Below are 17,282 nucleotides of genomic sequence, written 5' to 3' on the forward strand. Positions count from 1 at the left end.
ACCACACATTTTTGCCTATTTGGAGGGCGAATTTGGTAAATTCGCGCTTTTGTGGCCGTTCTACGGCATAAAGACTTGACCCTGCATGAATTTACGAATGGAATATGAATGCTCGCACCGGGAGGCTGCGAGCCGACGCGCACCGCTGAATTCGGCTGGTGGCCGTCGCTGGCATACAACAAGAGAAAAAAGGTTGGGAAAAATGAACAACAAGTTCCTGTCAGCTGCCATCGGCGCTGCGGTCCTGGGTTTTGGCGCGTCCGCAGCTTCCGCCGCGACGCTTGATGACGTGAAGGCCAAGGGTTTCGTCCAGTGCGGCGTGAACACGGGTCTCGCCGGCTTCGCTTCGCCGGATGCTGCCGGTAACTGGACCGGCTTCGACGTCGATTACTGCAAGGCCGTTGCTGCCGCCGTCTTTGGTGACGCCACCAAGGTCAAGTACACGCCGACCACCGCCCAGAGCCGCTTCACGGCGCTGCAGTCTGGCGAAGTCGACATGCTCGCACGCAACACCACCTGGACCATCAGCCGCGACACCGCGCTCGGCTTCAACTTCCGTACCGTCAACTACTATGACGGTCAGGGCTTCATGGTCACCAAGGGCCTGAACGTCAAATCCGCTCTCGAGCTCTCGGGCGCCGCCGTCTGCGTTCAGTCCGGCACCACGACCGAACTCAACCTCGCCGACTACTTCAAGGCCAACAACCTCGAGTACAAGCCGGTCGTTTTCGAAAAGCTGGAAGAAGTCAACGCTGCCTATCAGGCTGGCCGTTGCGACGTTTACACGACCGACCAGTCGGGCCTGTATTCGCTGCGTCTGACGCTGACCAACCCGGACGATCACATGATCCTGCCGGAAATCATCTCGAAGGAGCCGCTTGGTCCGGCCGTTCGTCAGGGTGACGACCAGTGGTTCGACATCGTTTCGTGGACCCACTACGCCCTGGTACAGGCCGAAGAATTCGGCATAACCCAGGCCAATGTCGACGAAATCAAGTCGTCTTCGACCAACCCGGACATCAAGCGCTTCCTCGGCGCCGAAGCCGACACCAAGATCGGTACCGACCTCGGCCTGACCAATGACTGGGCCTACAACATCATCAAGGGCGTCGGTAACTACGGCGAAGTCTTCGAGCGCAACATCGGCGCCAACACCCCGCTCAAGATCGAGCGCGGCGTGAACGCCCTGTGGACCAACGGTGGCCTGCAGTACGCACCGCCGGTCCGCTAAGATCAGGCTGGACTTTGCGAGGCGGCGAAAGCCGCCTCGCGCTTATCCAGACTACGTGTTCAGACCGGCACACGCGCTGCGGTCAGCGGCGATATCAGAGAATGCCGGCTGTCTCGAAAAACAATAACATTTAGGGCTCACAGAAGCCTCGGGGATTTGGCACAGCATGACAGATCACGCCACCAGTTTGCCCGCCGAAGGGCGGAGCCTTGGCTCGCTGATCTACGATCCGAAAGCAAGATCGATCTTCTTTCAGATCGCTACGATCGCCGTCATGACGTTTATCGTCTGGACCATTGCAAACAACACCATCGCAAACCTCGCCCGCAGCAACACCGCCACGGGCTATGACTTTCTGAACGGCCGTGCCGGTTTCGACATCGGGCAGAGCCTGATCGCCTACACGTCGGATTCGACCTATGGCAGGGCAATTCTCGTCGGCCTGCTGAATACGCTGCTGGTCGCCGCAACCGGTATCGTGACAGCGACCGTGATCGGCTTTCTCATCGGTATCGGTCGTCTGTCGCGGAACTGGCTGATCGCCAAGCTCTGCACTGTCTATGTGGAAGCCTTCCGCAACCTGCCGCCGCTGCTCGTCATCTTCTTCTGGTATTCGGGCGTGCTTTCGACCCTGCCGCAGCCGCGCGATTCGCTGGAACTGCCGTTCTCGACCTTCCTCAACAATCGTGGTCTCGCCTTCCCGAAGCCGATCTGGGGTGATGGCGCGGGCATGATCCCGATAGCGATCGTCGTCGGCATCATCGCGGCCATCGTCGTTTCTCGCTGGGCGAAGGCGCGGCAGATGCGCACCGGCCAGATCTTCCCGACCGGTTGGGTCAGCCTCGGCCTGATCATCGGCCTGCCCGTTCTCGCCTTCCTGGCGGCCGGCTCGCCATTGACGTTCGACTACCCGGTCGCAAGCCGTTTCAACATGTCCGGCGGCGCTGTCATCGCACCGGAGTTCGTTGCACTCTATCTCGCTCTGTCCTTCTACACCGCTGCCTTCATCGCGGAAATCATCCGTGCCGGCATCAAGGGTGTCTCGAAGGGACAGACCGAGGCTGCGTCCGCGCTCGGCCTGCAGCCGTCGACCACGACGCGTCTCGTGATCGTGCCGCAGGCGATGCGCATCATCATTCCGCCGCTGACCAGCCAGTATCTGAACCTGACGAAAAACTCGTCTCTCGGTGTCGCCGTAGGCTTCCCCGAACTGGTCTCTACCGGCGGGACCACTCTCAACCAGACCGGCCAGGCGATCGAGATCGTATCGATCTGGCTGGTGGTCTATCTCTCCATCAGCATTGTGACCTCGCTCTTCATGAACTGGTTCAATGCAAGAATGGCCCTGGTGGAGCGTTGATCATGGCGTCTGAAGTCACTTATATCCGCCAGGAAATGCTGGCTCCGCTGCCCCCGCCGACCTCGGAAGCGAGCGTCGTGGGCTGGGTTCGAAAAATCTTCTGGCAACCCCGAAGGATGTCGTCCTGACCATCATCGGGCTTGCCGTGCTGGCTCTGATTCTGCCCGGGGCCATCAACTTCCTGTTCCTCGACGCTGCGTGGTTCGGTGCCGATCGCTCTGTCTGCGCAACGATCGCCCAGGGCGGCACCCAGCCTAATGGTTGGAAAGGCGCCTGCTGGGCCTTCGTCGAGAGCCGGTTCTCGCAGTTCATCTTCGGGCGCTACCCGCTCGAGGAACGCTGGCGCGTTATCCTCGTCGGCGTGATGTTCGTCGCACTCCTGGTGCCGATGCTGATCCCCAAGGCGCCGCGCAAGGGCCTCAACGCCCTTCTGCTGTTCATCGTCTTCCCGGTCGTCGCCTTCTTCCTGCTGCATGGCGGGTTCGGCCTCACGGAAGTCGAAACACCGCTCTGGGGCGGCCTGATGGTGACGCTGATCCTGTCCTTCGTGGGCATTGCCGTCTCGCTGCCGCTCGGCATCCTGCTGGCACTCGGCCGCCGTTCGGACATGCCTATCATCAAGATGATCTGCGTTGTCTTCATTGAAGTCGTTCGCGGCGTGCCGCTGATCACAGTGCTCTTCATGGCCAATGTGATGCTGCCGCTGTTCATGCCAACGGGCTGGACCATCGACAACTTCCTACGCGCGCTGGTCGGCGTGTCGCTGTTTGCCTCTGCCTATATGGCGGAAGTCGTGCGCGGCGGCCTGCAGGCGATCCCGAAGGGACAGTATGAGGGCGCAGACTCGCTCGGCCTCTCCTATTGGCAGAAGACCCGCCTGATCATCCTGCCGCAGGCGATCAAGCTGGTCATCCCGGGCATCGTCAACACCTTCATCGGTCTGTTCAAGGATACCTCGCTCGTGTCGATCATCGGCATGTTCGACCTCCTGGGCATCGTCCGTCTCAACTTCACCGATGCCACCTGGGCGACACCTGTGACACCGCTCACGGGTCTGATCTTCGCTGGCTTCGTATTCTGGATCTTCTGCTTCGGCATGTCGCGCTACTCCGCCTTCATGGAGCGGCACCTCGACACCGGCCACAAGCGATAAGGACAAGGGGAAAAACAATGGCTGAAGCCAACTCCGCTAAAAAGACCGTGTCGGGCACCGATGTGGCGGTCGAGCTGATCAACATGAACAAGTGGTACGGTGATTTCCACGTGCTGCGAGACATCAACCTCAAGGTGATGAAGGGCGAACGCATTGTCGTGGCCGGACCGTCCGGATCCGGAAAATCGACGATGATCCGCTGCATCAATCGGCTTGAGGAACACCAAACGGGCAATATCCTTGTCGACAATATCGAGCTGACGAACGACCTGAAGAAGATCGACGAAGTTCGGCGTGAAGTCGGCATGGTGTTCCAGCACTTCAACCTGTTCCCGCACCTGACCATCCTGGAAAACTGCACGCTGGCACCGATTTGGGTGCGCAAGATGCCGAAGAAGGATGCTGAGGAAGTCGCGATGCACTTCCTGAAGCGCGTCAAGATCCCGGAACAGGCCAACAAATATCCGGGCCAGCTCTCTGGCGGCCAGCAGCAGCGCGTGGCGATTGCCCGTGCGCTCTGCATGAAGCCGAAGATCATGCTGTTCGACGAGCCGACCTCGGCGCTCGACCCTGAGATGGTCAAGGAAGTGCTCGACACCATGGTCGGCCTTGCCGAAGAAGGCATGACGATGATCTGCGTCACCCATGAAATGGGCTTCGCCCGCCAGGTTGCCGACCGCGTGATCTTCATGGACCAGGGTCAGATCGTCGAGCAGAACTCGCCGGCCGAGTTCTTCGACAATCCGCAGCACGAGCGTACCAAGCTCTTCCTCAGCCAGATCCTGCACTGATCTGCCTGTCAGGCACAAAACAAGAGAGCCCGCCGCGACACCGCGGCGGGCTCTTCTGCATTGAGGGCAGAGACTCAGCTGCCGTCAGGGGCACCAACTCTGCTGACGCGCCATGCGCGGCTTGGCCAGACCTTCCGAGACGAGAATGGAGCCCAGCGAGCGACCGTCGCGGGTCGCCACGCGCAATACCCCGGGTGCGGCGCCTGTTGCTTGCACCTTGAGCGTCTCGAGATCGAATTGGCCGGAACTCAAGAGATCCTTGAGCCGCACCTTGGCGGCGAAGCCCCGGTCGCGTTCCTGCTGGCAGGCGGCGCCATCGGTGCGCGGGGCGGCAATATCCGCCAGCACGATCTTCGTCTTGCGGTACCAGAAGGTGTCACCGCTCATGACGCAATTGTCGAGGCCGGACGTGCCGCAGAAATAGAACTTTCCGGAGAAATTCTCACCCGTCAGAGCAGCCGTCTCGGTCGAAGCAATGGCAGGCCGTGACGCAGGCACCGCTGCCTTCGCCACACCGACTGAAGCTGGTGGGACGGGCCCCTTTGCGGCAGTCGATTGCGTCTTCGCCTGTGGCTGCTTTTCCCGGCTCGTGTCCGGTTTCGGCGTCGGGCTCGCCGCGACGGATCGCTCCTTCGACAGCAAAGGTGACAGTTCCTTGAGGACGGTGGCCCTGTTGTCATAGAGCGCAATACCACCCGCCACCACCGCCAGGATGACGAGCCAGGATGTCATGCCCTGACCTGCGGAAGAACGGCTCGACTTGCGGCGCTTTGCGGGCGCGCGGCGGGATGAAGCGGTGCGACTGGACATGGTTAACCTCTCGTGAGCGCATCATGACGCCCAAGAGTTTCCGAAAGGTTGGCATGGGTGAGAAAACGTTGCGCTGTTTCGATTCTGCACAGGTCGTTTAGACGCCGGAATAACGAAGCTCGGCGGCCCGGCTAGTCGTCATGCATTGTGGCAGAGGATGGCGATCCCTGTAGGGCTCGAACCTACGACCTAGTGCTTAGAAGGCACTTGCTCTATCCAGCTGAGCTAAGGGACCGTCTGAGGACTGCAGAAAGCGGTTGAAGCCGGTTCAGTGCGTCCAGGGCTGCAGACGATTGTAGCGGAAATTATCGGTGTAGGAGACAACCTGGCGCTTGGCTTCCTTCGGCAGGAGCACGCGATACTCGATGCCCTCGCGCGTGGCATAGGCTTCGGCCTGCTCAAGCGTTTCGAAGGTCAGCTTGACCTGCTGGCGGGTGTCTCCCGAGGTGGTGTAGCCCATCATCGGATCGATCTTGCGCGGCGCGGACTGGTCGAATTCCAGAACCCAGAGATGGGTCTTTGCCTTGCCTGACTGCATGGCGGTTTTCGCGGGGCGGTAGATCTTTGCAGACATGGGTCTCATCCATCTCCAAGACTTCACGGCAAGGCAGCCTGCCGCACACTTCCCGACCGCCTTAGCCGGCGGTCTTTGATTGCTGGTCGGAGTGGAGAGATTCGAACTCCCGACCCTCTGGTCCCAAACCAGATGCGCTACCAGGCTGCGCTACACTCCGTTCCAGCAATGTTGCCGGAATACACGGTTCACCCTGCCCCCGCAACAGTAAAAAAGCGGTTTTACCGGCACTGATTTTTCAGGCGGCAGAGAGCGGAGACTTCGTCATTTCGGCAGATCGAGCGGCAAGACCAGGCGCGCGGATGTATCGAGCCCGAGTTCGGCCGCATGGCCGCCGCGAATCTCCAGGGCGTAGCGGACCGGCTCGCCTGAGGACACGATCGATTCGGACAGGGGCGTGGTGCGCTCTGCGATGCGAACGATGCGGCCGGTCTCGTCGATGAAGATCATGTCCAGCGAGGATGGCGTGCTGGCCATCCACATGGTGACCATGCGGGTATCACCGAAATCGAACAACATGCCGGTTCGATCGGGAAGCGGCGGCCGTTCCATCAGTCCCCTCGCCCGCTGTTCGGCCGTCAGGGCCCATTCGACGTCGATCGTAATGGTCTCGCCGGCACTTGTCTCGAAGCCGAGTTGACCGCGTTCGAAGATCACCTCGCTCAAGGCAGAAGTGACAGGACCGAAAAACACGAAAAGCGCCGCAAGGGCGCTTCTCAGAAGAATTGACATGCCGGCCATAGGCTCAATGCGCCCGTGCTGCGGGACCAGGATTGTCCGGATGGATTTCGGCGGCCATCAGCCCCTTGTCCCCCGGTCCGAACCGCACAAGCACCGTCTGACCCGGACGCAATTCCGTCAGGCCGAACCGGCGCAGGGTTTCCATGTGGACGAAGATGTCTTCCGTGCCCTCGCCGCGCGTCAGGAAGCCGAAGCCCTTGGTGCGGTTGAACCACTTGACCAAAGCGCGCTCAAGCCCGCTGGTCGGCGTGACCTGGACATGGGTGCGGACCGGCGGCATCTGCGATGGATGGATCGCGGTCGACTGGTCCATCGACAGTATCCGGAAGGCCTGATAGCCGCGATCACGCTTCTGGATGAGCGCCACGATGCGCGTGCCTTCCAGAATGGTCTGGTAGCCGTCGCGACGCAGGCAGGTCACGTGCAGCAGGACATCCTGCATGCCGTTGTCGGGAACGATAAAGCCGAACCCCTTGGCGACATCGAACCATTTGATGACGCCGGTGATCTCGATCAGGTCTACGGCCTCTCCGGACAGCTCTTCGAACTCGCCGAGCCCCTTCGATGATATCCTGTCCGCCATTTTCCCAAGCCCCTCGAAAACGCGTCACATTGCTCAGTTAACTGATTCTTGAGATTCAGATTAACATTTGGTCAACGGATCTGCGCAAGCCCTAGTTTTACATTTCACCAATTGCTTTTGCACCGCAGCCTTGCTCGAAGCTGACGGCTGTTCCATATCGTCCGGGTCAAAGGAGAACACCCATGCGCTACCTACACACCATGGTCCGAGTGAAGGATCTCGAGGCTTCCCTGCACTTTTATTGTGAGCTGTTCGGCCTCACTGAAATCCGCAGGTATGAAAACGAGAAGGGACGCTTCACGCTGGTCTTCCTGACCGCCGAGAAGGATCTCGAAAAGGCTAAGGCCGACATGTCGCCCTGCCTCGAGCTCACCTATAATTGGGATACCGAAGACTATACGGGCGGCCGCAATTTCGGCCACCTCGCCTACGAGGTCGACGATATCTATGCGATCTGCCAGAAGCTGATGGACAATGGCGTCACCATCAACCGTCCGCCCCGCGATGGCCACATGGCCTTTGTCCGCTCGCCGGATGGCATCTCGATCGAGATCCTGCAGAAGGGCGAAAACCTGGCGCCCGCCGAGCCCTGGGCATCGATGCCGAACACCGGCGCCTGGTAAGACCACCGCTTCGCGCAAGTTTGCGCGCCTAGTCTCCGCATCAGACGAGGGCCGCCCCGGCGGCCCTCCCTGCTTCCCCGATGGGAGCGATGACGGAGACCTGCCATGACCAGCAATTCCCATGCTCGCAGACCGACCCTCGGCATTCTTGCCGTCGCCAGCGGCCTGATGCTCGCCTCTTGCCAGACGAGCGCGGACGAAGTGCTCTCGCTCGGAGAAGCCTCGGCTGCGGAAGAAGCGTCCGGCAATTCCGCAGCCCAAAAAGCGTTTCGCGATCCCTATGTGAGTGCTGTTTCGGGACAGGTTGCCGACGCATCGGCCTCAATGCCGTCCCAGAACGAGACGGACCCTGCGCGCCTTAAGCGCAAGCCGGTGCCGATGGCCGCCGCCTATAGCGACATTGCCGAACCGCCGCCGGAAGTTCTCGCCCTGCAGCAACAGGCGACACAAGTCGATCCCCCTCAGGCCGCCTCCCGGGCCTCCGCCGATCTCGGCGACATCACCATGCAGCCGACCAATGCCTCGCCCAGGAGCAACAGCCTGTTCTCTGCCGGTCAGAGGCAGCAGGCGGCAGTCGTGCAGGCCATGGAGCCAGCTACCGCCCAGGCTGCGGCCGGAGAACCTGTGCCGAGCGGCAGCCTCGTGCCGAACGAAATGCCGACGCTCGGTGTCAATGCTGTCAGCAAGAGCCTGTTCAGTCCGTCTGCCGAACAGCAGATGCTGATGCAACAGCGGGCACTGGAGGAACAGGCGCGCGCGGAAACCGCAGTTCAGAACTCCGCTCGCCGAGCCTGCCGCAGTCGGCGGCGACGAACCGGTCCTGAAGAAACTCTCGGATCCCCGTCCGAAGCGAAAGATCCTTGCGCTGCGCGAGCCTGCCGGATCGGTGCCGGATCGGGTTCAGCTGACGCCGGACCAGTTGCAGGCCATGGGTGCAATCGAGGAAGCCGATCCGGCCGAGCCGCTCTCTGCCGAGGAACTGGTGGCGGATGCCGAGGCTGTAAAGAAGAAGAAGGGATGGTTGCCATCCTTTGCGGATCTCTTGAGAGGCGGCAAGAAATCACAACCGACGACCGCAGAGCCTTGATTCCTTCGGCAAGCGGCCTGGGCGCCAAGTCCTTCCAAAGACAGGGATTATCCGAGTTTTCAGGGGCCTGCGCGGCCCCTGTCATATTTTTTGCATGAAAGGCGAAAATGCCGCTTGCGGTCTTCAAACAGCCTGACTATAAGGGCGCCACGAAGCAGACGCGCCCTTCGTCTATCGGTTAGGACACCAGATTTTCATTCTGGGAAGAGGGGTTCGACTCCCCTAGGGCGTGCCACTTCGTTTCTCTTTTCCAGACATTATGAACTTCTTGATTGGTGTATCGCCGGACGCGGTTACGCCGTCATTCTGCGGGTTCACCCGCTCGGAATTTTTCCACTTCGGATCGTCAAATTTCCGCTTGCGGTCGTCAAGAGGCCTGACTATAAGGGCGCCACCGAAGCGCACGCGCCCTTCGTCTATCGGTTAGGACACCAGATTTTCATTCTGGGAAGAGGGGTTCGACTCCCCTAGGGCGTGCCACTTCGATCTCTTCCCGACATTGCAGAACCTGTGGACCAGCAAGGCTCAAGTGCTTGTTTGTACTTACGTTACCGTGCCTCGCCAAGCCTGTGGATAAAATCGTCACACGGGCCGAAAGAGCACTTGCGCTCGCGGCGAGTTCCGGCCATAAGGGCGCCACCGAAGCGCACGCGCCCTTCGTCTATCGGTTAGGACACCAGATTTTCATTCTGGGAAGAGGGGTTCGACTCCCCTAGGGCGTGCCACTTCGATCTCCCACACACGACAATCCTACAGCCCGTTCAGGGCGCCTTTGCGGCGTCCATGACGCGGAACTGCACCCGCCTGTTGCCCTGCCAATGGTCAGCACTCAACGTGCCAGCGACATGCACCTGGTTGCCACGATTGTTCATCAGGAAATGGCCGAGATCGGTTTCGGCTGCGCGGAATGCGATTCCCTCCAGTCGACTGCCGTCCATGCCTTCGAGCGTGATCTTGATATGGGTGGTGCCGACGGGACGGGCGTCCCTCAGGCGGTGCAACGGTACGGCAAAGATCGGCTGCGGATGACCGGAGCCATAGGGACCGGCGGCCTCCAGCTGGTCGACCAGTGCAAGTGTGGCACCGGAGGCGCCGATTGCGCCATCAATCTTCAGGGTCTGGTTTGCCGCGAGCGCCAAGACCTGCGAAGATGCCTGCTCCTCGAAGAAGCTGCGCAGCCGGCCGAGATTGGCACGATCGACCGTCAGGCCCGCCGCCATGGCATGACCACCGCCCTTGACCAGAAGCCCCTCGTCCACGGCTGCACGCACCATACGACCCATGTCGAAGCCATTGATGGAGCGTCCCGAGCCGGTGCCCTTGCCGAGCGGATCGAAGGCGATCGCAAAGGCGGGGCGTTTGAACTTCTCCTTCAGGCGGGCTGCCAGTAGCCCGACAATCCCCGGATGCCACTGCTCCTTGGCGGTCACGATGACCGAGGCTTTTTCACCGGTCCCATATTCGGCCATGGCTTCGGCTTCTGCCTCGGCGAGCATCACCGCTTCCATCGCCTGGCGCTCGCGATTCAGCTCGTCAAGCTTGGCTGCGATCTGGTCTGCCTCACTCGCATCGTCCAGCGTCAGCAGTCGGCTGCCCAAGGCCGCGTCGCCAATTCGGCCGCCGGCATTGATTCGGGGGCCGAGAAGAAATCCGAAATGATAGGGCGTCACAGGACCACCGATGCCCGCCACCCGCAGGAGGGCCGCGAGCCCGGCATTGTTCTGGTGGCGAGCCGCGATCAGCCCCTTCGTCACATAGGCGCGATTGAGGCCCTTGAGCGGCACGACATCGCAGACGGTCGCCAGCGCCACAAGGTCGAGCCATGCGAGCAGATCGAGCGAGCGCGCATGCGGATGGCCTGCCTCGCGCAGGACGCGGAGGGTCGCGACCAGCACCATAAAGACGACGCCGGCAGCACAGAGATGGCCCTGCCCTGAAAGGTCGTCCTCGCGATTCGGATTGACCAGGGCATGGCAGACCGGCATCTCGTGGCCCATCTGGTGGTGGTCGATGACGACGACGTCGACGCCGCGCCGCTCGGCAGCCCCCAGGGCTTCGATGCTGGTCGAACCGCAGTCGACGGTAATCAGGAGATTGGCGCCGCGCTCGATCAACTGGTCGATGGCGGCGGCATTGGGGCCATAGCCTTCAAAAATGCGGTCCGGGATGTAGATCTCGGCCTCGACACCGAAATGGTGCAGGAACCGCGCCATGAGGGCCGAAGAAGCAGCCCCGTCGACGTCATAGTCGCCGAAAATGGCGACGCGTTCCTTTCGGTCGATCGCGCCGAAGATGCGTGCAGCCGCCGCATCGCAATCGGTCAGCTTTGAGGGATCCGGCATCAGACTGCGGATGGTTGGGTCAAGGAATGCCGGCGCCTCGTCCACGCCCACACCGCGGCCTGCCAGAACGCGCGCGACGAGTTCGGGGATACCGTGGAGCTGGCTGATGGCCAGCGCCTTGTTCTGTCCTGCCTGGTCCGTGCGCGACATCCAGCGCTGGCCACTTGCTGACTGTTCAACGCCGAGAAAGGCGCGGATGACGGGATCTACCGGTTCGGTCGACATTCTTGCTCTTTACGGGGCGCGGCCAAGGTGTGGCTGCGCGACAGGGCCTTAGGCGGCGGAACCGCCCCTCCCCGTTCTATACCGATCGCAAAAAATCACCAGAGGCAGGAGGCCGCATTCAATCCGGTCGCAGCCGCATCACGCCATCAGCCAGGCGACCAGCGCGAAGGGCACGGCCATGACTGCAGCAAAGGCCAAGAGCGGCCCCCAGCCGGACTTCGTCTGCGCGGCCCGCAAACCTTCGTGCTCAACCTGGCCCTGATATATGGCAAACTCATCGCTGCGGCTCGGCGGCGGCGGGGCAGTGCCCGCGTCGTCCCAAAGCGCACTCCCCTCGCCCAGTGCCATCGACGAACTCCTCCCCAAGATCCCGACAGTGGGCGCAGATTACGCCCGCATTAGACTTTTGGCGAGAGTGTAAGTTTTGGCAGGGCCGAAATCATCAGATTGATGGCGTTTCAGACTATGCCAAGCCGTTCGGAGGCGGACTGGCCCTCGAACGGCATCTCTTGAACTCAGGTCTTGGGGCGCTCGATGCGAATCACCTGTGGCTCGCCGATCAGGTAGCCCTCGCCCTTGATTGCCCCCACGGCCTTGCGGACGGCGCTTTCCATCGTCGCGTGGGTCACGAGGATAATCGTCTGGGGACGGTCCGGCGTTACCGGTTGCTTCGAATGCTGGACGATCGATTCGAGCGAAATGGCGTTCTCCGCCATCTTCGTTGCAATGCTGGCGAAGACGCCGGTGCGGTCCTGCACGGTCAGGCGGATGAAGTATCCGCCTTCGTGGCTCTGCATCTCGGCCTGGCGATAGGGTTCCAGCAGATGGGCCGGGCGACCGAGAACGGGCACTTCCTGGGCACCCGGACGGCTCTTGGCGATGTCGGTGATGTCGCCGAGCACGGCGGATGCTGTCGCATTGCCACCGGCTCCGGGGCCGACCATCAGCAATTCGCCGAGAATGTCGGATTCGAGCGCTACTGCATTGGTGACGCCGTCGACCTGAGCAATTACCGAATCGAGCGGCACCATCGTCGGGTGGACGCGCTGCTCGATGCCGCTTTCGGTCTTCTGGGCAACACCGAGAAGCTTGATGCGATAGCCGAGATCGGCCGCCGCGTGGATATCCTCGATCGAGATATTGGTGATGCCTTCGAGGTAGATCTGGTCGGCCGAGATCTCGCAGCCGAAGGCAAGCGTCGTCAGGATCGACAGCTTGTGGGCCGTATCGTTGCCCTCGATGTCGAAGCTCGGATCGGCTTCGGCATAACCGAGGCGCTGGGCTTCCTTCAAGCAGTCGGCAAAGGACAGGCCCTCGCGTTCCATCCGGGTCAGGATGTAATTGCAGGTGCCGTTCATGATCCCGTAAATGCGGGAAAAGTTGTTGCCGGTCAGCGATTCGCGCAGCGTCTTGATGACGGGAATGCCGCCGGCGACGGCTGCCTCGTAGTTCAGAAGGCGACCTTTTTCCTCGGCGAGTTTGGCCAGCTCCACGCCATGACGCGACAGGAGCGCCTTGTTGGCCGTCACGACATGCAGACCGCGTCCAAGCGCTGCACGGACCAAGTCTTCGGCTGCCCCTTCGGAGCCACCAACGAGTTCGACGAAGACCTCGATATCGGCTTCCTTCGCCATCTCCACAGCATCGGCATACCAGTCAATGCCGTCCATCTGGATGCCGCGATCCTTCGACGCGTCGCGGGCAGAGACGGCCGTCACGGCAATCGGGCGCCCGCAGGCAACGGCAAGCGCATCGGCGCGGGTCTGGAGGATACGGACAAGCGAGGCACCGACGGTGCCGAGACCCGCCACGCCGATTTTAAGGGCATTCGCCATGAGGCATTCCTGACGTCATCGAAAAGGAAGTGAGGCGGTCCTGACGGGACCGCCTTTGGATCAACGCGGGGCTCAACGGTGGGCGTTGAGCGAAATCACGTTGTGCATCGTCTCGTCGGCCGTCGACAGGAACTTCTTGATGTTGCGGGCGGCCTGACGGATGCGGTGCTCGTTCTCGACGAGGGCGAGGCGCACATATTCGTCGCCCATTTCACCGAAGCCGATGCCGGGGGCAACGGCCACATCGGCCTTTTCTACCAGCAGCTTGGAGAACTCCAGCGAACCGAGATGACGGAATTTTTCCGGGATCTTCGCCCAGGCGAACATGGTGGCAGCCGGTGGCGGCACTTCAAAGCCGGCCTTGCCGAAGCTTTCGACCATCACGTCGCGGCGGCGATGGTAGACGCTGCGGACTTCCGCGATGTCGGAGCCGTCGCCATTCAGGGCGTGGGTCGCGGCGACCTGGATCGGCGTAAACGCGCCGTAGTCGAGATAGGACTTGACCCGCGTCAGCGCCGAGATCAGACGTTCGTTGCCGACGGCAAAGCCCATGCGCCAGCCGGGCATGGAGAAGGTCTTCGACATCGAGGTGAATTCGACGGTGCAGTCCATGGCGCCGGGCACTTCAAGCACTGATGGAGGCGGATTGCCGTCGAAGTAGATTTCCGAATAGGCGAGGTCAGAGAGCACGATGATGTCGTGCTTCTTCGCGAATGCGATGACGTCCTTGTAGAAGTCGAGGCTCGCGACGCGGGCCGTCGGGTTGGACGGATAGTTGATGATCAGCGCCAGCGGCTTCGGGATCGAGTGCTTCACGGCGCGCTCGAGCGGCGGGAAGAAGGTCTCGTCCGGCTCGATCGAGATCGAACGGATCACGCCGCCGGTCATCAGGAAGCCGAAGGCATGGATAGGATAGGTCGGGTTGGGGCAGAGGATGACATCACCCGGCGCGGTGATCGCCTGCGCCATGTTGGCGAAGCCTTCCTTGGAACCCAGCGTCGCCACGACCTGCGTATCGGGATTGAGCTTCACATTGAAGCGACGGGCATAATAAGCGGCTTGCGCGCGGCGCAGGCCCGGGATGCCCTTGGACGAGGAGTAACGATGGGTGCGCGGGTCCTGGACCACTTCGCAAAGCTTGTCGACGATCGCCTGCGGGGTCGGAAGATCGGGATTGCCCATGCCGAGGTCGATGATGTCGGCGCCACCGGCTCGCGCGCTCGCCTTCAAACGGTTGACCTGTTCGAAAACATAGGGCGGCAGGCGCCGGACTTTGTGAAACTCTTCCATCTTCAACCCCTGAAACCGCGCGGATCATAACCGCGGCAGGCGCGCTCGTTTTCCCAGTGACCACGCGCTCCGCAACGAACCGCAGAACCGAATGCACGTGATGATATCCCAATCAGAGCGCTCGCAGGAAATTTTGTCGCAAATCCGGCGTGAAGCCTGAATCGCCGACGAAATTTTATGTCAAAAACGCTTCGGTTGCTTTGCGAAAAAAACGCCGCCAGCGCAAGCCTTAATTGGCGATCTGAGCCTGCGTTTCGGGCCCGTGCTGGGCTGCGAGATTGCGCAGTTCAGCCAGTCTTGCCTGGTATGCCGCTTCGGTGATCGTGCCGGCCTGACGGGCAGCGCCTAGCGAGCTCAGCTGGGCCTGCAGCGCGGTCGCCTCTTCATTGCTCAACTGGACATTCGCGGCATTGAGCGAGCCGGCAAAATTCGGATAGCCGTCGGCATAGGTCGGACGGGCTTGTGGCGCGTCCGGGTTGTCGGGATCCTCGACATTGACTTCGAGCGCTGTCGGCACCGCCGCGACTTGCGTCGTCGCTGGCGCAGAAGACTGGCAGCCCGTGCCCGCCATAAGCGCGACGAAGGCCAGGACCAGCGCCTGCAGAGAATGACCCGAGAGACTGAACTTCTTGTGCACCATGGCCCCGACCGCCCGCATCTGCGCGGAAAACTGACATTCCTCAAGGGCGCAACCGTCGATCCTCATCGAAAGACTATGCGCCAACAGCTGGAACTTGTAGTCGTTTTCATGCAGGATAGGCAAACACAAAAGACACCAGAACAATCCTGGGGAGGATGGCATGGACAGGACGCGGGAAGAAGCCGAAGCGAGTGCCGCGTTCGATCCGAAGCTGATCGAGCCCTATATCATCAAAGATCCGCAGGCATTCGCCGTGAATGCCGCCAAGGCGCTTGAGAACCTTGGCAGAGCCGCATCCGCTTGGCTCAAACCTCGTGAAACTGGCGAAATCGTCGATCCCGTTTCCGAGCCGATGGCCGAGCTTGTGAAGATCATGGGCAAGGTGGCGGAATACTGGATGTCCGACCCGAAACGGACGCTCGAAGCGCAGACCCACCTGCTCAATGCGGTCTTCGTCGTCTGGAGCCGCTCGCTGGCGCGGTTCGCCACACCGGAGCAGCCGCTCGCCGATCCGCTGCCCAAGGACAAGCGCTTCTCCGACGAGGATTGGGAGCGCAATCCGTTCTTCGATTTCCTCCGCCAGACCTATGTCGTCTTGACCCAGTGGGCCGAAAAGATGGTCAATGACGCCGGCGGACTCGACGAGCATACGCGGCACAAGGCCAATTTCTACATGCGGCAGATCACGGCCGCACTCTCTCCCGCCAATTTCGTCGCGACCAATCCGCAACTCTACAAGGAGACGGTGCAGAGCAGCGGCGCAAATCTCGTCAAGGGCATGCAGATGCTCGCCGAGGACATAGCGGCCGGGGGTGGAGATCTCAGGATCCGGCAGACAGACACGAGCAAGTTTGCCGTCGGCGAGAACATGGCGATCACGCCGGGAAAGGTGATCGCGCAGAGCGACGTCTGCGAGGTCATCCAGTATGACGCGACGACCGAGACGGTGCTGAAGCGCCCTCTCCTCATCTGCCCACCCTGGATCAACAAGTTCTACATTCTCGATCTCAACCCGCAGAAAAGCTTCATCAAGTGGTGCGTTGACCAGGGCCACACGGTCTTCGTGATCTCCTGGGTCAATCCGGACGAGCGCCATGCGACCAAGGACTGGGAAGCCTATATCCGCGAGGGCGTCGATTTTGCGCTCGACACGGTGGAGAAGGCGACGGGGGAAAAAGAAGTCAACGCCATCGGCTACTGCGTCGGTGGCACGCTGCTTGCGGCGGCTCTGGCTCTTCACGCCCAGGAGAAGAACAAGCGGATCGCCAGTGCCACGCTGTTCACCACCCAGGTCGACTTCACCTATGCCGGTGACCTCAAGGTCTTCGTCGACGAGGAGCAACTGTCGGGCCTCGAAGAGAAAATGAAGTCCACGGGCTATCTCGACGGTTCGAAAATGGCAGCGGCCTTCAACATGCTGCGCTCCTCCGAGCTGATCTGGCCCTATTTCGTCAACAACTACCTGAAGGGCCAGGATCCAATGCCCTTCGATCTTCTCTACTGGAACTCCGATTCGACCCGGATGGCAGCTGCAAACCACTCCTTCTATCTGCGCAACTGCTACCTCAACAACACGCTGAGCCAGGGCAAGATGCAGCTCGCCGGCAAAACGCTGTCGCTGAAGGACGTGAAGATCCCGATCTACAATCTGGCCACCAAGGAAGATCATATCGCGCCTGCGAAGTCAGTCTTCGTGGGAAGCAGCCTCTTTGGTGGTCCGGTCGATTTCGTCGTCTCAGGCTCGGGCCATATCGCCGGCGTCGTCAATCCGCCGGACAAGCAGAAGTACCAGTACTGGACCAATGGCAAGGTTGTGGGAACCTACGAAGACTGGATGGCGAATGCCAAGGAGACATCCGGTTCCTGGTGGCCTCACTGGCAGATCTGGATCGAAAAGCTTGCCGACGAACGCGTTCCGGCCCGCAAGCCGGGTGGCGATGCCTTGAATGCGATTGCGGACGCGCCCGGACGTTATGTGCTTGCCCGCGTCTGAGTGC

15 protein-coding genes, 5 tRNA genes and 1 pseudogene are annotated in these 17,282 nt (G+C 61.0%); 10 read left to right on the forward strand and 11 right to left on the reverse strand.

Going from position 1 to position 17,282, the window contains the following annotated elements:
• Positions 1 to 202: 202 nt before the first annotated feature.
• The 4 genes and pseudogenes from SJY08_RS08255 to SJY08_RS08270 all read left to right on the forward strand — a co-directional run bounded on the left by SJY08_RS08255 (position 203) and on the right by SJY08_RS08270 (position 4,535).
• Positions 203 to 1,231 carry an amino acid ABC transporter substrate-binding protein gene (locus tag SJY08_RS08255; protein ID WP_054151289.1) on the forward strand — a complete coding sequence of 343 codons (1,029 nt, stop codon included), beginning with the start codon at positions 203 to 205 and terminating at the stop codon, positions 1,229 to 1,231.
• 166 nt (positions 1,232 to 1,397) lie between these two features.
• Positions 1,398 to 2,591, forward strand: a complete 1,194-nt coding sequence (locus SJY08_RS08260) for an amino acid ABC transporter permease (protein ID WP_377275277.1) — start codon at positions 1,398 to 1,400, stop codon at positions 2,589 to 2,591.
• A gap of 2 nt (positions 2,592 to 2,593) precedes the next feature.
• Positions 2,594 to 3,744: pseudogene (locus tag SJY08_RS08265) on the forward strand (amino acid ABC transporter permease).
• A 17-nt stretch (positions 3,745 to 3,761) separates the two neighbouring features.
• Entirely contained in the window at positions 3,762 to 4,535 is a 774-nt protein-coding gene (locus tag SJY08_RS08270) for an amino acid ABC transporter ATP-binding protein (RefSeq protein ID WP_054151286.1), read from the forward strand.
• An 84-nt stretch (positions 4,536 to 4,619) separates the two neighbouring features.
• On the opposite strand, the gene SJY08_RS08275 is transcribed toward SJY08_RS08270, so the two are convergent.
• From SJY08_RS08275 to SJY08_RS08300, 6 genes are all read right to left on the reverse strand, one after another.
• Positions 4,620 to 5,345, reverse strand: a complete 726-nt coding sequence (locus SJY08_RS08275) for a nuclease (protein WP_377275278.1) — start codon at positions 5,343 to 5,345, stop codon at positions 4,620 to 4,622.
• Positions 5,346 to 5,503: 158 nt separating this feature from the next.
• Positions 5,504 to 5,580, reverse strand: a tRNA-Arg gene (locus SJY08_RS08280).
• A gap of 33 nt (positions 5,581 to 5,613) precedes the next feature.
• Positions 5,614 to 5,919, reverse strand: coding sequence for an ETC complex I subunit (locus SJY08_RS08285; protein ID WP_076396238.1), 306 nt, complete (start codon positions 5,917 to 5,919; stop codon positions 5,614 to 5,616).
• A gap of 83 nt (positions 5,920 to 6,002) precedes the next feature.
• A tRNA-Pro gene (locus SJY08_RS08290) sits at positions 6,003 to 6,079 on the reverse strand.
• Between the two features lie 104 nt (positions 6,080 to 6,183).
• Positions 6,184 to 6,660 (reverse strand): DUF192 domain-containing protein, encoded by a 477-nt coding sequence (locus tag SJY08_RS08295; protein ID WP_377275279.1) that lies wholly within the window; start codon positions 6,658 to 6,660, stop codon positions 6,184 to 6,186.
• Between the two features lie 4 nt (positions 6,661 to 6,664).
• Positions 6,665 to 7,243, reverse strand: coding sequence for a cold-shock protein (locus SJY08_RS08300; protein WP_054151282.1), 579 nt, complete (start codon positions 7,241 to 7,243; stop codon positions 6,665 to 6,667).
• Between the two features lie 182 nt (positions 7,244 to 7,425).
• On the opposite strand from SJY08_RS08300, the gene gloA reads away from it, so the two are divergent.
• From gloA to SJY08_RS08325, 5 genes are all read left to right on the forward strand, one after another.
• On the forward strand, positions 7,426 to 7,866 hold the full coding sequence (gene gloA, locus SJY08_RS08305) for a lactoylglutathione lyase (RefSeq protein ID WP_069041466.1): 441 nt from the start codon (positions 7,426 to 7,428) through the stop codon (positions 7,864 to 7,866).
• 886 nt (positions 7,867 to 8,752) lie between these two features.
• A complete protein-coding gene (locus SJY08_RS08310; protein ID WP_377275280.1) occupies positions 8,753 to 8,953 on the forward strand; it encodes a hypothetical protein in 201 nt (66 codons plus the stop codon).
• A 160-nt stretch (positions 8,954 to 9,113) separates the two neighbouring features.
• Positions 9,114 to 9,188 (forward strand) — tRNA-Glu (locus tag SJY08_RS08315).
• Positions 9,189 to 9,358: 170 nt separating this feature from the next.
• Positions 9,359 to 9,433 (forward strand) — tRNA-Glu (locus SJY08_RS08320).
• 170 nt (positions 9,434 to 9,603) lie between these two features.
• Positions 9,604 to 9,678, forward strand: a tRNA-Glu gene (locus tag SJY08_RS08325).
• 36 nt (positions 9,679 to 9,714) lie between these two features.
• Here SJY08_RS08325 and recJ read toward each other — a convergent pair.
• The 5 genes from recJ to SJY08_RS08350 form a co-directional block, all read right to left on the reverse strand.
• Complete coding sequence (gene recJ / locus SJY08_RS08330; RefSeq protein ID WP_377275281.1) at positions 9,715 to 11,520, reverse strand: single-stranded-DNA-specific exonuclease RecJ; 1,806 nt, start codon at positions 11,518 to 11,520, stop codon at positions 9,715 to 9,717.
• 138 nt (positions 11,521 to 11,658) lie between these two features.
• On the reverse strand, positions 11,659 to 11,868 hold the full coding sequence (locus SJY08_RS08335) for a hypothetical protein (RefSeq protein WP_377275282.1): 210 nt from the start codon (positions 11,866 to 11,868) through the stop codon (positions 11,659 to 11,661).
• A 167-nt stretch (positions 11,869 to 12,035) separates the two neighbouring features.
• Positions 12,036 to 13,355 carry a homoserine dehydrogenase gene (locus tag SJY08_RS08340; protein WP_377275283.1) on the reverse strand — a complete coding sequence of 440 codons (1,320 nt, stop codon included), beginning with the start codon at positions 13,353 to 13,355 and terminating at the stop codon, positions 12,036 to 12,038.
• A gap of 72 nt (positions 13,356 to 13,427) precedes the next feature.
• Positions 13,428 to 14,645, reverse strand: a complete 1,218-nt coding sequence (locus tag SJY08_RS08345) for an LL-diaminopimelate aminotransferase (protein ID WP_054150219.1) — start codon at positions 14,643 to 14,645, stop codon at positions 13,428 to 13,430.
• A 229-nt stretch (positions 14,646 to 14,874) separates the two neighbouring features.
• Positions 14,875 to 15,285 carry an SHOCT domain-containing protein gene (locus SJY08_RS08350; protein WP_236759309.1) on the reverse strand — a complete coding sequence of 137 codons (411 nt, stop codon included), beginning with the start codon at positions 15,283 to 15,285 and terminating at the stop codon, positions 14,875 to 14,877.
• A gap of 160 nt (positions 15,286 to 15,445) precedes the next feature.
• On the opposite strand from SJY08_RS08350, the gene SJY08_RS08355 reads away from it, so the two are divergent.
• Positions 15,446 to 17,278 carry a PHA/PHB synthase family protein gene (locus SJY08_RS08355; RefSeq protein WP_377275284.1) on the forward strand — a complete coding sequence of 611 codons (1,833 nt, stop codon included), beginning with the start codon at positions 15,446 to 15,448 and terminating at the stop codon, positions 17,276 to 17,278.
• The last annotated feature ends 4 nt before the right edge of the window (positions 17,279 to 17,282 follow it).

The organism is Rhizobium sp. R86522 (genome assembly GCF_042466255.1).
GTDB lineage: Bacteria > Pseudomonadota > Alphaproteobacteria > Rhizobiales > Rhizobiaceae > Allorhizobium.

Coding starts and splice junctions, on each gene's coding strand:
- SJY08_RS08255 (WP_054151289.1), top strand. CDS start 203: ATGAACAACAAGTTCCTGTCAGCTGCCATCGGCGCTGCGGTCCTGGGT.
- SJY08_RS08260 (WP_377275277.1), top strand. CDS start 1,398: ATGACAGATCACGCCACCAGTTTGCCCGCCGAAGGGCGGAGCCTTGGC.
- SJY08_RS08270 (WP_054151286.1), top strand. CDS start 3,762: ATGGCTGAAGCCAACTCCGCTAAAAAGACCGTGTCGGGCACCGATGTG.
- SJY08_RS08275 (WP_377275278.1), bottom strand. CDS start 5,345: ATGTCCAGTCGCACCGCTTCATCCCGCCGCGCGCCCGCAAAGCGCCGC.
- SJY08_RS08285 (WP_076396238.1), bottom strand. CDS start 5,919: ATGTCTGCAAAGATCTACCGCCCCGCGAAAACCGCCATGCAGTCAGGC.
- SJY08_RS08295 (WP_377275279.1), bottom strand. CDS start 6,660: ATGGCCGGCATGTCAATTCTTCTGAGAAGCGCCCTTGCGGCGCTTTTC.
- SJY08_RS08300 (WP_054151282.1), bottom strand. CDS start 7,243: ATGGCGGACAGGATATCATCGAAGGGGCTCGGCGAGTTCGAAGAGCTG.
- gloA (WP_069041466.1), top strand. CDS start 7,426: ATGCGCTACCTACACACCATGGTCCGAGTGAAGGATCTCGAGGCTTCC.
- recJ (WP_377275281.1), bottom strand. CDS start 11,520: ATGTCGACCGAACCGGTAGATCCCGTCATCCGCGCCTTTCTCGGCGTT.
- SJY08_RS08335 (WP_377275282.1), bottom strand. CDS start 11,868: ATGGCACTGGGCGAGGGGAGTGCGCTTTGGGACGACGCGGGCACTGCC.
- SJY08_RS08340 (WP_377275283.1), bottom strand. CDS start 13,355: ATGGCGAATGCCCTTAAAATCGGCGTGGCGGGTCTCGGCACCGTCGGT.
- SJY08_RS08345 (WP_054150219.1), bottom strand. CDS start 14,645: ATGGAAGAGTTTCACAAAGTCCGGCGCCTGCCGCCCTATGTTTTCGAA.
- SJY08_RS08350 (WP_236759309.1), bottom strand. CDS start 15,285: ATGGTGCACAAGAAGTTCAGTCTCTCGGGTCATTCTCTGCAGGCGCTG.
- SJY08_RS08355 (WP_377275284.1), top strand. CDS start 15,446: ATGGACAGGACGCGGGAAGAAGCCGAAGCGAGTGCCGCGTTCGATCCG.